This is a genomic window from Actinomadura montaniterrae, from assembly GCF_008923365.1.
GTDB lineage: Bacteria > Actinomycetota > Actinomycetes > Streptosporangiales > Streptosporangiaceae > Spirillospora > Spirillospora montaniterrae.
This window is the reverse complement of record NZ_WBMR01000033.1, coordinates 1-17611: the sequence shown is the minus strand read 5'-3', so window position 1 is coordinate 17611 and position 17611 is coordinate 1. Positions and strand designations below refer to the sequence as shown.

Annotated in this window: 15 protein-coding genes; 11 read left to right on the top strand and 4 right to left on the bottom strand. The window is 75.1% G+C overall.

What is annotated here, in order from left to right:
- Positions 1-109: 109 nt before the first annotated feature.
- Complete coding sequence (locus F9B16_RS14595) at positions 110-1279, top strand: FAD-dependent monooxygenase (protein WP_151540596.1); 1170 nt, start codon at positions 110-112, stop codon at positions 1277-1279.
- Here the strand turns inward: F9B16_RS14595 and F9B16_RS14590 are convergent.
- Together F9B16_RS14590 and F9B16_RS14585 are read right to left on the bottom strand one after the other, a co-directional pair.
- Entirely contained in the window at positions 1273-2517 is a 1245-nt protein-coding gene (locus F9B16_RS14590; protein WP_225991633.1) for an RNA polymerase sigma factor, read from the bottom strand. The two genes, F9B16_RS14595 and F9B16_RS14590, sit on opposite strands and share 7 nt — an antisense overlap.
- A gap of 236 nt (positions 2518-2753) precedes the next feature.
- Positions 2754-3107 (bottom strand): YciI family protein, encoded by a 354-nt coding sequence (locus F9B16_RS14585; protein ID WP_151540594.1) that lies wholly within the window; start codon positions 3105-3107, stop codon positions 2754-2756.
- Between the two features lie 272 nt (positions 3108-3379).
- On the opposite strand from F9B16_RS14585, the gene F9B16_RS14580 reads away from it, so the two are divergent.
- From F9B16_RS14580 to F9B16_RS14540, 9 genes are all read left to right on the top strand, one after another.
- Complete coding sequence (locus F9B16_RS14580; protein WP_404800498.1) at positions 3380-4315, top strand: helix-turn-helix domain-containing protein; 936 nt, start codon at positions 3380-3382, stop codon at positions 4313-4315.
- 7 nt (positions 4316-4322) lie between these two features.
- The gene (locus F9B16_RS14575; protein WP_151540593.1) at positions 4323-5588 is read left to right on the top strand and encodes an alpha/beta fold hydrolase; all 1266 of its coding nucleotides are present in this window, start codon (positions 4323-4325) and stop codon (positions 5586-5588) included.
- 145 nt (positions 5589-5733) lie between these two features.
- Complete coding sequence (locus F9B16_RS14570; protein ID WP_151540592.1) at positions 5734-9069, top strand: ABC transporter permease; 3336 nt, start codon at positions 5734-5736, stop codon at positions 9067-9069.
- On the top strand, positions 9069-11714 hold the full coding sequence (locus F9B16_RS14565; protein WP_151540591.1) for an FtsX-like permease family protein: 2646 nt from the start codon (positions 9069-9071) through the stop codon (positions 11712-11714). Before F9B16_RS14570 ends, F9B16_RS14565 begins: the two co-directional genes overlap by 1 nt.
- Positions 11715-11771: 57 nt before the next feature.
- Complete coding sequence (locus F9B16_RS14560; RefSeq protein ID WP_151540590.1) at positions 11772-12707, top strand: ABC transporter ATP-binding protein; 936 nt, start codon at positions 11772-11774, stop codon at positions 12705-12707.
- Positions 12704-13402, top strand: a complete 699-nt coding sequence (locus F9B16_RS14555; RefSeq protein WP_151540589.1) for an ABC transporter ATP-binding protein — start codon at positions 12704-12706, stop codon at positions 13400-13402. The genes F9B16_RS14560 and F9B16_RS14555 overlap by 4 nt, the downstream gene beginning before the upstream one ends.
- A 37-nt stretch (positions 13403-13439) precedes the next feature.
- Positions 13440-14765 (top strand): Tm-1-like ATP-binding domain-containing protein, encoded by a 1326-nt coding sequence (locus F9B16_RS14550; protein ID WP_318839234.1) that lies wholly within the window; start codon positions 13440-13442, stop codon positions 14763-14765.
- Positions 14762-15583: a phosphoenolpyruvate hydrolase family protein gene (locus F9B16_RS14545; protein WP_151540587.1), complete on the top strand. Its 822-nt coding sequence runs from the start codon at positions 14762-14764 to the stop codon at positions 15581-15583. The genes F9B16_RS14550 and F9B16_RS14545 overlap by 4 nt, the downstream gene beginning before the upstream one ends.
- Positions 15583-15990, top strand: a complete 408-nt coding sequence (locus F9B16_RS14540; protein ID WP_151540586.1) for a cupin domain-containing protein — start codon at positions 15583-15585, stop codon at positions 15988-15990. Before F9B16_RS14545 ends, F9B16_RS14540 begins: the two co-directional genes overlap by 1 nt.
- A 111-nt stretch (positions 15991-16101) precedes the next feature.
- Here the strand turns inward: F9B16_RS14540 and F9B16_RS14535 are convergent, their stop codons facing one another.
- Together F9B16_RS14535 and F9B16_RS14530 are read right to left on the bottom strand one after the other, a co-directional pair.
- On the bottom strand, positions 16102-16752 hold the full coding sequence (locus tag F9B16_RS14535; RefSeq protein WP_151540585.1) for a hypothetical protein: 651 nt from the start codon (positions 16750-16752) through the stop codon (positions 16102-16104).
- A 131-nt stretch (positions 16753-16883) separates the two neighbouring features.
- A complete protein-coding gene (locus F9B16_RS14530; protein ID WP_151540584.1) occupies positions 16884-17264 on the bottom strand; it encodes a YchJ family protein in 381 nt (126 codons plus the stop codon).
- A gap of 80 nt (positions 17265-17344) precedes the next feature.
- On the opposite strand from F9B16_RS14530, the gene F9B16_RS14525 reads away from it, so the two are divergent.
- Entirely contained in the window at positions 17345-17560 is a 216-nt protein-coding gene (locus F9B16_RS14525) for a hypothetical protein (protein ID WP_151540583.1), read from the top strand.
- Positions 17561-17611: the final 51 nt, after the last annotated feature.

Sequence of the window (17611 nt, the reverse complement as noted above, 5' to 3'; positions counted from 1 at the left end):
CCGCCCGTGACCGGTCCGTCAGCGGACGGTGCGGGCGCGGTCAGCGGGCGCGGCCAGTCTCCTGGGTGGACGGCGGGAAGCACCTCCCGCCCCTGAGAGGGAGTCACTCATGGAGAACACGAAGGTCCTCATCTCCGGCGCGAGCATCGGCGGCCCCGCCCTGGCGTACTGGCTGGAGCGCTACGGGTTCGAGGTGACGATCGTCGAGGTCACGCAGGGCCTGCGGGACGGCGGGCAGGCGATCGACGTGCGCGGCCCGGCGCTGGAGGTCGCCGAGCGGATGGGGATCCTCGACCTGGTCCGCGAGCGGCGCGTCCAGATGCGCGGGATGTCGATGGTGGACGCCGACGGCAATGAGCTGTACCGCAGCGAGGAGCGCACCATCACCGCCGGCGACCTCGACAGCCCGGACATCGAGATCCTCCGCGACGACCTGTCGCACATCATCGCGGACGCGGCCGGCAGTGGCGTCGAGTACCTGTTCGGCGACTCGATCGCCGAACTGGACGAGAACGACGACGGCGTCCGCGTGACCTTCCGCAGCGGCACCGTCCGGACGTTCGACCTGGTCGTCGGTGCGGACGGCGCGCACTCCAACACCCGGCGGCTCGTCTTCGGGCCGGAGGAGCGGTTCATCTCGCACCTCGGCACCTACCTCGGCGTGTGGACGGCGCCGAACTTCCTCGGCCTGGACCGCTGGCAGGTGTTCCACCAGATGCCGGGCAGCGCGTGGGGCGGCGGCGTGATGAGCGTCCGCGACAACGAGGAGGTCCGCGTCTACCTGGGCTTCGAGTCCGAGCAGCCGATCGCGTACGACTACCGCGACACCGCCGCGCAGAAGAAGATCCTCGCGGACGCGCTGGAGGGCGGCGGCTGGGAGCTGCCGCGGCTGCTGGAGACGATGTGGGACGCGCCCGACTTCCACTTCGACGCGATGGCGCAGATCCACATGGACTCCTGGTCGAAGGGCCGCGTCGTCCTGCTCGGCGACGCCGGGTACTGCGGGTCGCCGCTGTCAGGACAGGGCACCAGCATGGCGATGGTCGGCGCGTACGTCCTCGCCGGAGAGCTGAAGGCGGCGGGCGGCGACCACCGCGCGGCGTTCCCGGCCTACGAGCGGGAGCTGCGCGGGTACGTCGCGGCGAACCAGGAGCTGGCGCTGACGAACAAGGCGCGGGTGGACGCGCAGCGCGACGCCGAGATGGGCAAGGACACCGAGGTCGTCGACTTCCAGGACTTCGGCGAGATCGTCAACGCGTTCACCGTGAAGGACTACTGAGCGCCGTGCAGGGCGGCGGCCCGGCCGAGCAGGACGCGGCGTTCGGGCGCGTTGCGGGTGAGCTCCGCGGCGCGCTCGAACTCCGCGCGGGCCTCGGCGGTCCGGCCGAGCCGGGCGAGCAGGTCGCCGCGGACGCCGGGCAGCAGTGGGTAGCCGCGCAGCGCCGGCTCGCCCGCGATGGCGTCGACGAGCCGGAGGCCCGCCTCGGGGCCGTCCGCCATCCCGACGGCGACGGCCCGGTTCAGCTCGACGATCGGGGACGGCGCGACCTCCGCGAGGTGCCCGTACAGCGAGGCGATCTGCGCCCAGTCGGTGTCGGCGGCGGTGGCGGCCTGCGCGTGGGAGGCGGCGATCGCGGCCTGCAGGACGTACGGGCCGGGCGGCGCGCCGATCTCGCGGGCGCGCAGCAGCGCGGCGAAGCCGCGGTGGATGAGCAGCCGGTCCCAGAGCGCGCGGTCCTGCTCGTGCAGCGGGACGGGCTCGCCGGACGGCCCGGTGCGGGCGCGGATGCGGGACGCCTGGATCTCCATCAGCGCGACGAGCCCGTGCACCTCCGGCTCCCCGGGCGCGAGGTGGGCGAGGATGCGGCCGAGGCGCAGCGCCTCCTGGCACAGGTCCGTGCGGACCCAGTCGTCGCCGCCGCTCGCCGCGTAGCCCTCGTTGAAGATCAGGTAGACGACCTCGAGCACCGACGACAGCCGGGCGGCCCGGTCGGGGCCCTCCGGCACCTCGAACGGGACGCCGGCCTCCGACAGCGTCCGCTTGGCCCGGACGATCCGCTGCGCGACGGTCGGCTCGGAGGTCAGGAACGCGCGGGCGATCTCCTCGGTGGTGAGGCCGCCGAGCATGCGCAGCGTCATCGCGACCCTGGCCTGCGTGGACAGCACCGGGTGGCAGGCGGTGAAGACGAGCCGGAGGACGTCGTCCTCGATGTGCTCGTCGTCGGCGGCGAGGTCGAACTCGGGCGGCGCCTCCCGCGCCTCGGGCTCCAGCCCGTGCCCGAGCTCCTCGAGCTTGGTCTCCAGCCGCTGCTCGCGGCGGATCCGGTCGATGGCGCGGCGCTTGCCGACGGCCATGAGCCAGGCGCCCGGGTTGTCCGGGACGCCCGACCCGGGCCACTGTTCGAGCGCGGCGACGAGCGCGTCCTGCGCGAGCTCCTCCGCGAGGCCGACGTCGCGCACCAGCCGGGCCAGCCCGGCGATGATGCGGGCGGACTCCAGCCGCCACACCGCGTCGATGCTCGCGTGCACGCCCGACGGGCGTCCGCCGCCGGCGCGCGGGTCGGGGGCGCCGGAGGCGTCCGGGGCGGCGGATGGCGTCACGGTGCCGATGACAGCACCCGCGCCGCCCGCCGCGCAACCCGGACGCCGCCTCCCCGCAGGTCACCGCCCGTCCCGGCGGCCCGGCCCAGGCGCCGGACCCGGGAGCCGGGCCGGGCGCCCGGGGTCGGGCGGCCGGGGTCAGGAGCCCGGGGTCAGGCGCCGGGGACCTCGTCGCCGGGGCCGAAGACCTGCTGGATGACGCCCTCGCCGTCGCCGACGATCTGGAAGAAGCGCTTGGACAGCTCGATCGCCTCCTCCCGGCTGCGCACCTCGACCAGCGCGAAGCCGACCACGACCTCCTTGGCCTCGGCGAACGGGCCGTCGGTGAGGGTGACCTTGCCGCCGGACGCCTTGATGCGGGTGCCGCCGGGCTCGAGGCCGCCGGTCGCCAGCAGCACCCCGGCCGCGGACATCTCGGCGATGAACGCGCCCATCTCCGCCATCATCGCCTCGTCCGGCTCGCCCTGCTCCGCGCCGTCGTCGGTGGTCATCATCATGAAGCGCATCGGTGCCTCCGTGGTCCTGCCGGGCCGGGTCCTTCCCGGCCCTCACTGACGCGTCGAGCGGGGGCGGGCCGGATCGACATCCGCCGCGACTTTTTTCGGGATTTTCTTGCCGGCTCGTATCCTGCCAGGTCAGCGCCGGTCCGCCGGCGGCCGATGGGACGAATCGCCGGAGAAACGCACGAAACGGTCCGTCCGGGTGCATTGGGCAACGGGCTCGCGGGCGGGTAACTTCTTTGCGGAAGGCACGTCGACGTGCGCCGAGGAGGCGTCCCGTGGGAGACCCGAGAGTCGGACCGGGGGCGTCGCCCGAGGTGTCCGGTATCGATGTTTCCGTCCCGTCCGGCTCGGCCGGCCCGACCGTGCTCCGCATGGTCGTCGGCGCGCAGCTGCGCCGGCTCCGCGAGGCCGCCGAGATCTCCACCGAGGCCGCCGGCTACGAGATCCGCGGCTCGCACTCCAAGATCAGCCGGATGGAGCTGGGCCGCGTCGGGTTCAAGGAGCGCGACGTCGCCGACCTGCTCACCCTCTACGGGGTGGACGACCCCGTCCGCCGCGAGGCGCTGCTGGAGCTGGCCGAGCAGGCGAACCGGCCGGGCTGGTGGCAGCCGTACGCCGACGTCGTGCCCGGCTGGTTCGAGCCGTACCTCGGGCTGGAGCAGGGCGCCGTGCTGGTCCGGGTGTTCGAGGTCCAGAACGTCCCGGACCTGCTGCAGACCCCGCGCTACGCCCGCGCGCTCATCGCCGCCCGGTACCCGGACGCGAGCGCCGAGGAGGTCGACCGCCGCGTCGAGCTGCGGATGCGCCGCCGGCACGTCCTCGACCGGCCCGAGCCGCCGAAGCTGTGGGCGGTGCTGGACGAGGCCGCGCTGCGCCGCGTCGTCGGCGGCCCCGAGGTGATGCGCGAGCAGCTGCGGCACCTGGTCGAGATCTCGCGGCTGCCGAACGTCACCGTCCAGGTGCTGCCGTTCGCCGCCGGCGGGCACGCCGTCGAGAGCGGCCCGGTGACCCTGCTCCGGTTCGCCGAGCCGGAGCTCCCGGACGTCGTGTACCTGGAGCAGCTCACCGGCGCCCTGTACCCGGACCGCCCGTCCGACGTCATCCGGTACCGGGACGCGCTGAACCGGCTGGGCGTCCAGGCCGAGCCCCCCGCCCGCACCCCCGACCTCATCGCCGACGTCCTCTCCCGCGGCGCAGCGGGTCGGGGATAGTGGGGGAATGGGGAACTCGTTCGTCCGGGCCGGGTACGCGTGCACCGACCATTTTCTGGACGTGCCGCTCGACCACGACCACCCGGCCGGGGGTGCGATCCGGATCTACGCGCGCGAGGTCGTCGCGCCCGGGAGGCGTGACGCGGACCTGCCGTGGCTGCTCTACCTGCAGGGCGGGCCGGGCAACAAGTCGCCGCGGCCCGGCGCGATGCCCGCGGCGTGGCTCGCCCGCGCGCTCAAGGAATACCGGGTGCTGCTGCTCGACCAGCGCGGCACCGGACGCAGCACGCCGCTGAACCGGCAGACGCTCCCCGCCGATCCGAAGGCCGCCGCCGAACTCCTGCGGCACTTCCGCGCCGACTCGATCGTCCGCGACGCGGAACTGCTGCGCCGCCACCTGGCCGGGGACCGCCCGTGGAGCGTGCTCGGGCAGAGCTTCGGCGGTTTCTGCACGGTGACGTACCTGTCGATCGCGCCGGAGGGGCTGAGCGAGGCGTTCATCACCGGCGGGCTGCCGAGCCTGACGGCGACGCCCGACGACTGGTACCGCGCGGCGTACCGGCGGATCGCCGCGGCCAACGAGCGCTACTTCGCGCGCTACCCGGGGGACCAGGACGTCGCGCGCCGCATCGCCGCGCACCTGGACCGGGCCGACGAGCGCCTGCCGGGCGGGGAGCGGCTGACCGTCCGCCGGTTCCAGGGCCTGGGCATCGGGCTCGGCCATTCCGCGCAGTTCGACAACCTGCACTACCTGCTGGAGGAGGCGTTCATCGCCGAGGACCGGCTGTCCGACACGTTCCTGCACGGCGTGAACGCGCTCGTTTCGTTCGCGGCGCAGCCGCTCTACGCGCTCATCCACGAGTCGTCCCTCAGCAACGGGACGGCGTCGAACTGGTCGGCCGCGCGGGTCGTCGAGGAGTTCCCCGAGTTCGCGCCGCAGGCGGAGCCGTTCCGTTTCCTGGGCGAGACGATCTTCCCGTCGTTCTTCGAGGAGGATCCGGCGCTGGTCCCGCTGCGGGAGTGCGCCGACCTGGTCGCGGCGCACGAATGGCCGGCGTTGTACGACCCGGAGCGGCTGGCGTCCACGACCGTGCCGGTGGCGGCGGCGGTCTACTACGACGACATGTACGTGGACCGCGAGATGTCGATGGCGACGGCCGCCGCCATCCCGGGCATCCGGACGTGGGTGACGAGCGAGTACGCGCACAACGGCCTGTCCGCGGACGCGAACGTCCTGGACCGCCTCATCGCCCTCCGCCGCGGCGAGGCGTGACCCGCCGCGCACCGGACAGGCCCGCGCACCGGGTAGGGCGGTTGATCTGTCCAGATCATGGTGAAGTACCGGAAATGTTGCGATAAGTACAAGAAACCCGCTCAGCTCTTGTTGTCCAGGTCACGCCCATTGATCATGTGCGGCTATGGGGCAACGGGGGCTCGTCGTCAGGCGCATGGCCGCGGACCGCACGCTGGTGCTGGCCGCGTGCGCCACCGCGCTGTTCGCCACGACCGTCCTCGCGGCCCTCGTCGGCTACGCCGGCTCGGTGACCCGCGAGGGCCTCCAGCGCACGCTCGCCGACGCGACGTTCGCGACGGTCGGCACGACGCTCAGCACCAACGTCCCGGCCGGCGGGCTCGGCACCGCGCAGCGGCAGGTGGACGCCGCGCTCAAGCAGATCTACCGGGACGTCCCGTTATCGGTCTCCATGGGCGTCCGCAGCGACTCCTACACGCTGCCGGGGCAGGAGAAGAGCGAGCACCCGCAGCTCACCGCGTTCGCGACCTTCACCGGCATCGACCGGCACGCCCGCCTCGCCCAGGGCCGCTGGCCCTCGCCGGGCGCCGGGACCGGCAAGGACGCCGAGATGGAGGCCGCCCTCCCGGCCGCCGCCGCCCGCTCGATGCACGCCGCCGTCGGCGACGTCCTCACCCTGCACGGCCGCGTCGACAAGAGGTCGGTCGTGCGCGCCCGCGTCGTCGGGCTCTTCGAGGTGCCCCGCCCGGACGACTACTTCTGGCAGGGCGACCAGCTGGTCACCACCGGCGCCGAGCACGGCGACTACACCACCTACGGGCCGCTCGTGGTGCCGCAGGACGTGTTCGCCGCCCGCCTCACCGGCACCGGCGTGGACGTCCGGTGGACGGTCATGCCCGACCTGCGGCACATCGGCACCGGCGACATCGACCCGCTCGGCGGCCGCGCCGCGCGCAGCGGCGCCATCGTCCAGAAGGCCTCCGGCGGCGCCCAGTACACCGTCGTGACGAGCCTGCCGACGCTCGCCGCCCAGCTCGCCGACGCGGTCCGGGTCACCCGCTCCACCATGCTGATCCCGGTGCTCCAGCTGATCCTGCTGGCCGGATGCGCCTGGATGCTCGTCGCCCGGCTGCTCGCCGACCACCGGCGCGGGGAGGTCGCGCTGCTGCGCACCCGCGGCCTCGGCATGCGCCAGCTCGCCCGGCTCGGCGTCGCCGAGGGCGCGCTGATCGTGCTGCCCGCCGCGGTGTGCGGGCCGCTGCTCGCCGGGCCGCTGCTGCACCTCGCCGGATGGGCGCCCGCGATCCGCGCGTCCGGGCTGCGGCTGGACGCCGGGCCCCTCGCGCCGCTGTGGGGCGTCTCGGTCGCCACCGCGCTCGCCGGCGCCGTCGCGCTGACCGTCCCGACGCTGCGCGGCGCGAACCGCACCTTCGTCGAGGCGCAGGCCGGCATGGGCCGCGCCCGCCGCGGCGGGCTCGTCGGATCGGGCGCCGACCTCGCGCTGCTGCTCGTCGCCGCGCTCGCGATCTGGCAGCTCACCCGGTACGGCGTCGACGGGACCGGCGCGTCCGGCGGCGCGTCCGGTGTCGACCCGGTCATCGTGTCCGGGCCCGCGCTCGGGCTGCTCGCCGGCGCCGTCCTGCTGCTGCGCGTCGTGCCCGTCGCCTCCGGCGCCGCCGAACGGGTCGCCGCGCGCGGCCGCGGCCTGGCCCCCGCGCTCGGCGCCCGGCAGGTCGGCCGCCGCTCGCTGCGCTACGCCGGGCCCGTGCTGCTCCTGGTCATGGCGATCGCGGTCGGGGTGCTGTCGGTCACGACCATGGCGACCTGGCGCCGCTCGCAGACCGACCAGGCCGACTTCCAGAGCGGCAGCGACCTGCGCGTCAGCGCGCCCGTCGGGGTCTTCGCCCCGACCCCGCTCGGCGCCGGCGGCCGGGTCGCGGCGCTGCCCGGCGTCACCTCCGTGACCGGCGCGCTGCGCGTCGAGGGCACCATCGGCACCGCGTCCGCCACCCTGCTCGCGGCCGACACCGCGCGGCTCGGGACGATGCTCCGGATCCGCTCCGACCTGCGGCACGGCCTGGCGCTCGGCGCGCTCGCCGCCGCGCGCCCCCCGACCCCCGGGCTCGCGGTCCCCGGCAGGCCCGCGCGGCTGCTGTTCGACATCCGGCTGAAGCGCGCCGGACCCGTCCCGCCGCTGCCCGACGGCACCGTCCCGCCGCCGGTCGACGCGTACAAGGCCGAGGCGACCGTCGCCGACGCCCACGGCGTGACGGCCCGCGTCCCGCTCCCCGGCATCCGGCCGGACGGCCGGACCCACACCATCGCGGTCGACACCGCCGCCCTCGCCGGACCCGGCGGCGTGCTGAGCTACCCGCTGTCCGTGCGCGCCCTGCACTACTCCTACGACGACAACGGCTACAGCGGGGCCATCGACCTCACCCTGGAGCACGTCCGCGGAGAGGGGACCGGCGAGGCCGCGCCACCCGCCGGAGCCCGGTGGGACGTGTTCGCCGAGCCGACGGACCCCGTCCACCCGTCCCGCCCGAAGCTGGCGAACGGGCCCGGGCTCGCCGAGATCGCGATCCCCGCCAGCCCGCCCGGCGAGGTCGTGTTCGGCAGCCTCCGGCTCGCCAGCGGGACGTCCGTCCACGCGGTGCTCGGCGCCGGCACGCCACCGCCCCACGGCGACCAGAACGTACACCTCCAGCCGGCCGTGCCGGGCGTCATCACCGCCGCCGCCGCGTCTCGCGCCAAGGTCGGCGTCGGCGCCACCCTCACCCTGAGCACCGTCGACGGCGACCAGCCCGTCAAGGTCATCGGCGTCGTCGACGCGCTGCCCACCACCGCGCCCGACGCCCCCGGCGTCCTCGTCGACCTGCCCACCCTCGTGGAGAAGCGGCTCGCCTCCGGACGCGCCGGACCCGACAGCACCCGGCCCGGCGAATGGTGGGCGTCCGTCCGCGGCGACCGCACCGGACCCGCCGTCAAGGCCGCCGACGCGCACCGCGAATGGGGCGAGGTCACCGGCGACCGCGCCGCGCTGCGCTCCCGGCTCCGCGACGCCCCGCTCGGCGCCGCGCTCCAGGGCGCGCTCGTCCTCGGCTTCGGCTCCGCGCTCGCCTTCGCCGTCATCGCGTTCGTGGTGAACGCCGCCGTCACCGCCGGGCAGCGGTCCCGCGAGTTCGCGGTGCTGCGCGCGCTCGGCGTCGGCCCCCGCCAGGTCGCAGGGATGCTCGCCGTCGAGCAGGCGTTCCTGGTCGTGCTCGGCCTCGCCGGCGGCACCGCGCTCGGCCTGCTCGTCGCGCGGCTCGTCGTCCCGCACCTGGTCGTCGGGGTGCAGGCGACCGAGCCGTACCCGCCGGCCGTCCTGATCGTCCAGTGGCCGCTGGTCGCGGCGATGCTCGCCGGGACGGCCGCCGTCCTCGGGCTCGTGCTGCCGCCTGTCATCCGGGTCCTGCGCCGCCGCAACGTCGGCGCCGGACTGCGCGCGGGGGAGGAATGATGCGCCGAGCCCTGCACACCGGCCCCTGGCTCAGGCTGGCCCGCACGCAGTGGGCGCCGCTCGCCGCGCTGGCCGTGCTGGCGCTGGTGAGCGCGCTGCTGGCGGTCGCCGTCCCGGCCGCCACCGCCGCCGGATACGACCGCGACGCCGCCACCACCGTCGGCACCGACGCCGACCTGCAGGTCGTCGGAAGGGCGAAGGGCACCGGCGCGTCCAGCGCCATCCCGAACGTGGGCGCGCTCACCGCCAACGCGTTCACCTGGCAGCAGCTCCTCCCGGGCTCGCTGCGGAACGTCACGGGCCCGCCCGAGGCGTCCGTCGCGCTGGACTCCCCCCAGTCGATCGCCGGCGAGTTCTCCGAACCGCGGGAGCTGACCCTCGGCTGGGACCCGGACACCGACCGGCGCATCGACATCGTCGCCGGGCGCCCGCCGGTGAACGAGGTTCCGCTGAACCAGGGCCGCACCACGCCGGAGATCCAGGTGATGGTCGCCGAACGGTACGCCGACGCCATGGGCTACAAGGTCGGCGCCCGGCTCACCCTGTTCGACGAGGAGATCCCCGAGCCGCTGCACGTCCGCATCACCGGGCTCTACGCACCGGCGAACCCCCGCGACGCCTACTGGGCGCCGCGCGTCTCCCTGCTGCGGCCCACCGAGCGGATCATCGACAGGGAGGGCACCAAGGCCGTCGTCGGCACCGCGCTGACGGACACCGGCGGCTACACCATGATCGCCGCCGACGCCCGCCGGGGCTTCACCTTCACCTGGCGGTTCCCGGTGCGCACCGGTGCGGTCGACACCGGCCGCGCGCGGACCATCGCCGCCGAGCTCGACTCCTACCGCGCGGCCGTGCAGGGCCACGCCGGGCTGTTCGCCTGCACGGTGGAGACCCCGCTGGAAGCACGGCTGGACGCCTTCCTCGGCCGGCTGCGCACCGCCCAGTCCGTCCTCGGGATGGCGCTGGCCGGGCTCCTCGCCGTCGCCGCCGGGGTGCTGCTGCTCGCCGCCGGCCTCCTCGGCGAACGGCTCCGGCCCCTCCTCGGCACGATGCGGGCCCGCGGCGCGTCGCTCCGCCAGCTCGCGTGGTACGCGGGCGGCCTCACCGCCCTCGGCGTGCTGCCCGCCGCGGCGGCCGGCTACGCCGCCGGTCTCCTCCTGGACGCCGGACCGCCGCAGAGGAGCTCGCTCTACGCGGTCGCCGCGCTGGTCGCGGTCGTCCTCGCGCTGTCCGGCGCGATGGTGCTGCGCGAGCGCGGCGGGGGCCTCGGCTCCGCCGGCGCGCGGCGCGACGACTTCACCGCCGCCCGCCCGTCCCTGCGCCGCCTCGTCCTGGACCTGCTGCTGGTCGTCGTCGCGGTCGCCGGCGTCGTGGTGCTGCGGCAGCGCGGCGCCGCGTCCGGCGGCGACCCGCTCGTCGCCGCCGTCCCCGTGCTGCTCGGCGCCGCGCTCGGCATGCTCGTCCTGCGCGCCTACCCGTACCTGCTGCGCGCCGCCGGCCCGCTGCTGCGCCGCGGCCGCGGCGCCCTGTGGTTCGTCGGCCTCGCGCGCGCCTCCCGGCAGAGCGTGATCGGCGCGCTGCCGCTGGTCATCCTGCTGCTCGCCGCCGCCGTCGCCGGGTTCAGCGCGACCGTGGACGCGGCGCTGCGGCACGGGCAGGTCCGCGCCTCCTACAGCGTCGTCGGCGGCGACGTCCGCATCGGCTCCACCGGCCTCGACCCGAGCGCCGTCGCCAAGGCGCGCGCCGTCCGGGGCGTCACCGCGGTGGTGCCGGCCCGGGTCGTCCAGCAGGTCACCGGGCTGGGCGAGCCGGCCCCGATCACCGTCGTCGGCATCGACCTCGACGCCTACCGCAAGGCGTTCCCCGGCGTTCCCGGCCTCCCCGACGCGCCGAACGGGCAGCTCGTCTCGCCCGGCGCCGCCGGGATCCTCGCGTCGGGGTCCAAGCCGGTCACCCTCAGCAGCCACTACATCGACCCGTTCCGGTTCAAGCCTGCCGCGACGATCGACCGGTTCCCGTCCATGGACACCGGATCGGCGTTCGTCGTCGTCCCGTACACGACGTTCGGCTCCAGCAACTACCCGACGGAGCTGTTCGTCCGCGGCGACCACGTCGACGTCGCCGCGCTGCGCAAGGTCCTCGACGCCGCCGCCCCCAAGGGCGCGCCCCGCGACGTGCAGCTCCGCGCGGACGTCCTGCACGGCATGACCGCCGTCCCGATGGTCCACCTCGTACACCGCACGTTCCGGAACGCGGCGCTGATCGGCGGCGGGTACGGGCTGCTCGCCGTCCTGCTGGTGCTGGTCGTCGGCGCCCGCGCCCGCGGGCGGACCGTCGCGCACCTGCGCGTCCTCGGCTTCAACCGGAGGCAGAGCCGCGCCCTCGCGCTCGTCGAGATCGCCCCGGTGCTGCTGTGCGCGGTCGCCGCCGGCTGGGTCCTCGGGCTGCTGCTGCCGGAGATCACCGGGCCGGTCGTCGACCTGCGCCCCTACACGTCCGGGTTCACCGCGACCGGCCACACGCCCGGCGCCGCCGCGCTGCTCGGGCTGCTCGCCGCGCTGCTGCTCGCCGCCGCGGCGGCCCTCGCCGTCGACCGCGCCTTCGACCGCCCGAACCTGGGCGACGTCCTGAGAACGGGGGACTGAGATGAGCGAAGCGAACCAGGGGGCGCGCGGGCCGTCCCCCCGGATGGAGGGGGAGCCTTGGTAGACGCACCGGATCTGGCCGAACTCGAACGCCGCGCCGTCGAACGCGGCCCCGCCTACGGCGAGGGCGCGCACATCGTCTGCGACAACCTCGTCCGCATCTACAAGAGCGAGGGCATCGAGGTCGTCGCGCTCCAGGGCCTGGACCTGCTCGTCGACCCCGGCGAGCTGATCGCCCTCGTCGGCGCGTCCGGGTCCGGCAAGTCCACGCTGCTGAACATCCTGTCCGGGCTGGACGTGCCGACCGCCGGCGTCGCCCGCGTCGCCGGCTCCGACCTGCTCACCATGTCGGCGAAGGAGCGCCTCGCGTTCCGCCGCGAGCAGGTCGGGTTCATCTGGCAGCAGACCGCCCGGAACCTGCTGCCGTACCTCACCGCCGCGCAGAACGTCGAGCTGCCGATGCGGTTCGCCGGCCGGTCCCGGCGCGAGCGCGCCACCCGCGCCGCCGACCTGCTCGGCATGCTCGGCGTCGGCGACTGCGCGGGCCGCCGCCCCGCCGAGCTGTCCGGCGGCCAGCAGCAGCGCATCGCGATCGCCGTCGCGGTCGCCAACGAGCCGCACGTCGTCCTCGCCGACGAGCCGACCGGCGAGCTCGACACCGGCACCGCCGCCGAGGTGTTCGCCGCGTTCCGCCGCGTCAACCAGGAGTTCGGCACCACCACCGTGATCGTCACGCATGACGCCGGCGTCTCCGAGCGCGTCGACCGCACCGTCGGCATCCGCGACGGCCGCACCAGCAGCGAGGTCCGCCGCCGCGACGCCTCGGACGGCACCCGCACCGCCGAGGAGTACGCCGTCCTCGACCGGGCCGGACGCGTCCAGCTCCCGCGCGGCTTCACCGAGGCCCTCGACATGCGCGAGCGGGTGCGGCTGGCCCTGGAGGACGACCACGTCGGCGTCTGGCCCGACCGGCCCCGCGAGGAGGGCGCATGACCGAGCCGATGGTCGCCGTCGACGGCCTCGTCCGCGCCTACCGCACCGGGAAGGTCGAGGTGCCCGCGCTGCGCGGCGCGTCGTTCCGGGTCGAGCCCGGCGAGCTCGTCGCGATCCGGGGCCGGTCCGGGTCCGGCAAGACCACCCTGCTGAACCTGATCGGCGGCCTCGACACCGCGGACGGCGGCACCGTCCGCGTCGACGGCCGCGAGATCGGCGCCCTTTCCGAGGACGACCTGCTCGCGCTGCGCCGCGACCACATCGGGTTCGTGTTCCAGTCGCACGGCCTGATCCCGGTGCTGTCCGCCGCCGAGAACGTCGAGGTCCCGCTGCGGCTGACCCGGACCGCGCCGGCCGAGCGCGACGAGCGGGTCCGGGTGCTGCTCGCGCTCGTCGGCCTCGCCGACCACGCCGCGCAGCGCCCCTACGAGCTGTCGGGCGGGCAGCAGCAGCGCGTCGCGATCGCCCGTGCGCTCGCCAACCGGCCGCGGCTGCTGCTCGCCGACGAGCCGACCGGCCAGCTCGACTCCGAGACCGCTGCCGCGATCATGCCGCTGCTGCGCGCGATCGTCGCCGGCGAGGGCGTCACCGTGCTGGTCGCCACGCACGACCAGGCGCTGCTGTCGGAGGCCGACCGGGTCCTGAACCTGGAGGACGGCAAGATCACCGAAGCGCCGGTGCCCGCGGCGGGATGAGCCGCGGCGGGCCGGTTGCCGGGGACGGGGCACGGGCATGATCTCGAGGAGTCCGGGACGGGAGGTGCGCGGCGTGGCGACCGTGGTACTGGTGGGAACGCTCGATACCAAGGGCGCGGAGTACGCGTGGCTGCGCGACCGGCTCCGCGAGCTGGGCTGCGAGGTCGTCCTCGTGGACGCCGGGGTCGGCGAACCGGCGCCCGGCGTGGTGGCCGACGTGCCGGCGGAGCGCGTCGCGGAGGCCGGCGGCACGACGCTCGCGGCGCTGCGCGGCGCGGCGGACCGGGGCGCGGCCGTCACGGCGATGGGCGAGGGCGCGGCGGTCGTCCTCGCCGGGCTGCTCGTGCAAGGCCGGGTCGACGCGGTCCTCGCGGTCGGCGGGAGCGGCGGGTCGTCGATCGCGGCGCGCGCCGTCCGGGACCTGCCGATCGGGCTGCCGAAGCTGATCGTGTCGACGATGGCGGCCGGGGACGTGGCGCCGTACGTCGGCGCGAAGGACGTCACGATGACCTACAGCGTCGTCGACATCGCGGGCGTGAACCGGGTGTCGCGGCTCATCCTCGGGAACGCGGCGGCAGCGGCGGCGGGCATGGCGAAGGCCCGCGCGGACGCGCCGCCGGAGCCCGCGGACGAGCGGCCCCTCGTGGCGGCGTCCATGTTCGGCGTGACGACCCCGGCGGTGGACGCGGCGCGCGAGCGGCTCGGCGACCTCGGCTACGAGGTGCTGGTCTTCCACGCGACCGGCGCCGGAGGGCGCGCGCTGGAGGGCCTCGTCGACAGCGGCCTCATCGCGGGCGTCCTCGACCTGACGACCACGGAACTGGCGGACGACCTGGTCGGCGGCGTCCTGTCGGCCGGCCCGGACCGGCTCACCGCCGCGGGACGGCACGGCGTCCCGCAGGTCGTCGCACCGGGCGCGCTGGACATGGTGAACTTCGGCCCGCGCGAGACCGTCCCGGACCGGTTCGCCGGCCGCAACCTGTACGTCCACAACCCGACCGTGACGCTGATGCGGACGACCCGCGACGAGATGGCGGAACTCGGACGCCGCGTCGCGGCCAAGCTCGCCGCGGCCACCGGACCGACCGTGCTGTTCGTCCCGCTCGGCGGCGTGTCGGCGCTCGACGCGCCGGGCATGCCGTTCCACGACCCGGACGCCGACGCCGCCTGCTTCGCCGCGATGGACGGCGCCGTCCCGACCGAGACCCTGGACGTGAACATCAACGACCCGTCGTTCGGCCGCGCGATGGCCGACCGCCTGCACGAGCTCATCACGGAGCACGGGCCGCACGCGGGACGCGAAGCGAACGCAGGGCACGAGACGAACGCAGGGCACGAGACGAACGCAGGGGGAGCGCGGTGAACCGTCAGACCGTCCTGGAACGCCTGCGCGCGTCGGTCGCGCAGGGCAAACCGGTGATCGGCGCCGGCGCGGGCACCGGCCTGTCCGCGAAATGCGCGGAGGCCGGCGGCGTCGACCTGATCATCATCTACAACTCGGGCCGCTACCGGATGGCGGGCCGCGGCTCCCTCGCCGGGCTGCTGCCCTACGGGGACGCCAACCAGATCGTCGTCGAGATGGCGTCCGAGGTGCTGCCGGTCGTCCGGGACACCCCGGTCCTCGCGGGCGTGTGCGGCACCGACCCGTTCCGCGTGATGCCCGTCTTCCTCGACCAGCTGAAGGCGATGGGGTTCGCCGGAGTGCAGAACTTCCCGACCGTCGGCCTCTACGACGGCGTGTTCCGGCAGAACCTCGAAGAGACCGGCATGGGCTACGACCTCGAAGTGGAGATGGTCCGGCTCGCCCATGAACGCGACCTCGTCACGGCCCCCTACGTCTTCGACGAGGACTCGGCGCGGGCGATGGCGGAGGCCGGCGCGGACGTCCTCGTCCCACACGTCGGCCTCACCACCAAGGGCAGCATCGGCGCCGGCACCGCCCTGACGCTGGACGAGGCGGTCGCGAAGGTGCAGGCCATGCGGGACGCGGCCGCAGCGGTCCGCGACGACGTGCTCGTCCTGTGCCACGGCGGCCCCATCGCCGAACCGGACGACGCCGCCTACGTCCTGTCCCGCACGACCGGCGTCGTCGGCTTCTTCGGGGCCTCCTCGGTCGAGCGGCTGCCGACCGAGCAGGCCATCACCGAGCAGGTGGCCGCCTTCAAGAACCTGGAGATCTGATGCACGTGACTCCCGGCGACGTGCCCACCATGACCTTCGACTGGGGGTCGATCAAGTGGTTCGTCACCCCGTCGGCCGTCGACGGCGCGGGCAGCACCCTCGGCGAGGTCATCGTCAACCCGGGTAAGGGGCACGCACGGCACAACCACCCGAACGCGGAGGAGGTCATCTACGTCGTCTCCGGCGAGGCGGAGCAGATGGTGGACGACGGCGCGCCGTTCACGATCCGCGAGGGTGACGCCGTCCACATTCCGAAGGGCGCGTGGCACTCCACCTACAACGCGACGTGGCGCCCGCTGCGGCTGATCGTCACGTACACGCCGGGCGGCGAGGAGAAGGCCCTCGAAGGCGCGCCCGACTTCTGCCTCCACGCGGCCGGGACCGTCCCGGAGTGGCGCCAGGCCTGACCGGAATGGCGCCGCGCCTGGCCGGAGTGGCGCTGGGCTTGACCCGCCGCCCCGAGAGGCCCCGGGAGGCCCCGGGAGGCCCCAAGACGCTCCGAACGCCCTGGAGGAGCGCTATCCGTCGGCGAAGGAGCAGTCCGCCGGGTCGTCCGGCGCCTGGATCGGGCCCGTGGGGATCTCCAGCGGCGCGGCCTTGACCGTGTAGCCCTTGAGCCAGCGGCCGTCCGGCCCGGCGGCGGCCGGGCTGAACGGCGCGGGCCCGCTCCCCATCTGCTGGCACTGCGCGTACACCAGGCCCCACGAGAAGCCCATCCGGTCGAACCGGTGGCCGCGCGGCGACTGGTAGAAGGTCAGGTTGGCCCGCTTCTGGTTCGGCGGGATGCCGTGCTCGTCGTCCTGCCGGATGCCGGACACGACCGCGACCGGCCCGGACGCCATCACGTAGTCGACCTTGATCGTCCCCCAGTGGTGGGTGGACGGCCCGCCCGGCTCGTCCGGCGCGAAGTGGTCGAACCGGACCGTCCCGCGGGCGGCGCCCATGACCATCTTGCCGTTGACGAACTTCCACGGCCCGCCATGCGCGTCCACGACGAACCGCCGGTACGGGTACTGCGGGTCGCCGGGGTACTTCAGCCAGGCGTCGCCGGTGACGTGCGACTCCCGCGGGGCCGGACCGCCGTTCTCCCGCGCCATGGCCGTCCCGCCGCCGGCGGCGCCGGCCGCCGCCAGGACGGCCACCGCGACCGCGATCTTCCGGTGCGACATGTGGGTCTCCCTTCGCCGCGGGCGCCCGTCGCCCGCGTCCCCAACGTCGCAGCCGCCGCGGCGGCCGAGCCTCCCCCGCACGGCCGAAGCCGCTGCCCCTCACAGGTCGACCGGCATCCCCCGCGCGGGGGTCACTGGACCTTGCCGCGGACGTAGACCCACGCCCCGTCGTGCCGGACGAAGCGGCTGACCTCGTGCAGCACCCCGTCCCGCCCGCCCGACGTGTAGTGCGCGCGGAACTCCACGACGCCCTTGCCGTCGCCGGGGCCGCCGTCCTCGGTGCGGACGATCTCCAGCTGCGTCCACCGCGTCCCGGGATCGGCCTCGACGCGCTCGGGCCGCGTCGCCGGATGCCAGCTCTCCAGCAGGTACGCCTCGTCCTGGACGGCGAACGCGCTGAACCGCGACCGCATCAGCTCCTCGGCCGTCCGCGCGGCGGCCTCGCCCCGGTGCAGCCGCCCGCAGCATTCCCCGTACGCGGTCCCGGTCCCGCAGGGGCACTTCTTCGCCATGCGGCGATTCTCCCGCAGCGGCGCGGAGGCCCCCGCCTGACGTCGGGCTATTCCGCTTCCTGCCGGGTAAAGGGACGAACATGCACAAAGAGCATGAAGACGACCTCGTCGAGTCGCAGGGGGTGAACGCGGGCGGTCCCGTGGACGCCCCGCCGTCCGGCGCGAAGCCGGACGGCCCCGCCCCCGAGCCGCCGGACCTGCCGCTCACCGCCGGGACGCTCGACGACGAGATGGTCGGGCTGCCCTACCAGAAGCCCGGCTACCCGGGCCAGCAGCGCTCGGTCGACACGAGCTGAGCCGCGCGCGGGGCCAGCGCGGGGCCAGCGCGGGAGGGCACCGGGCGGGCG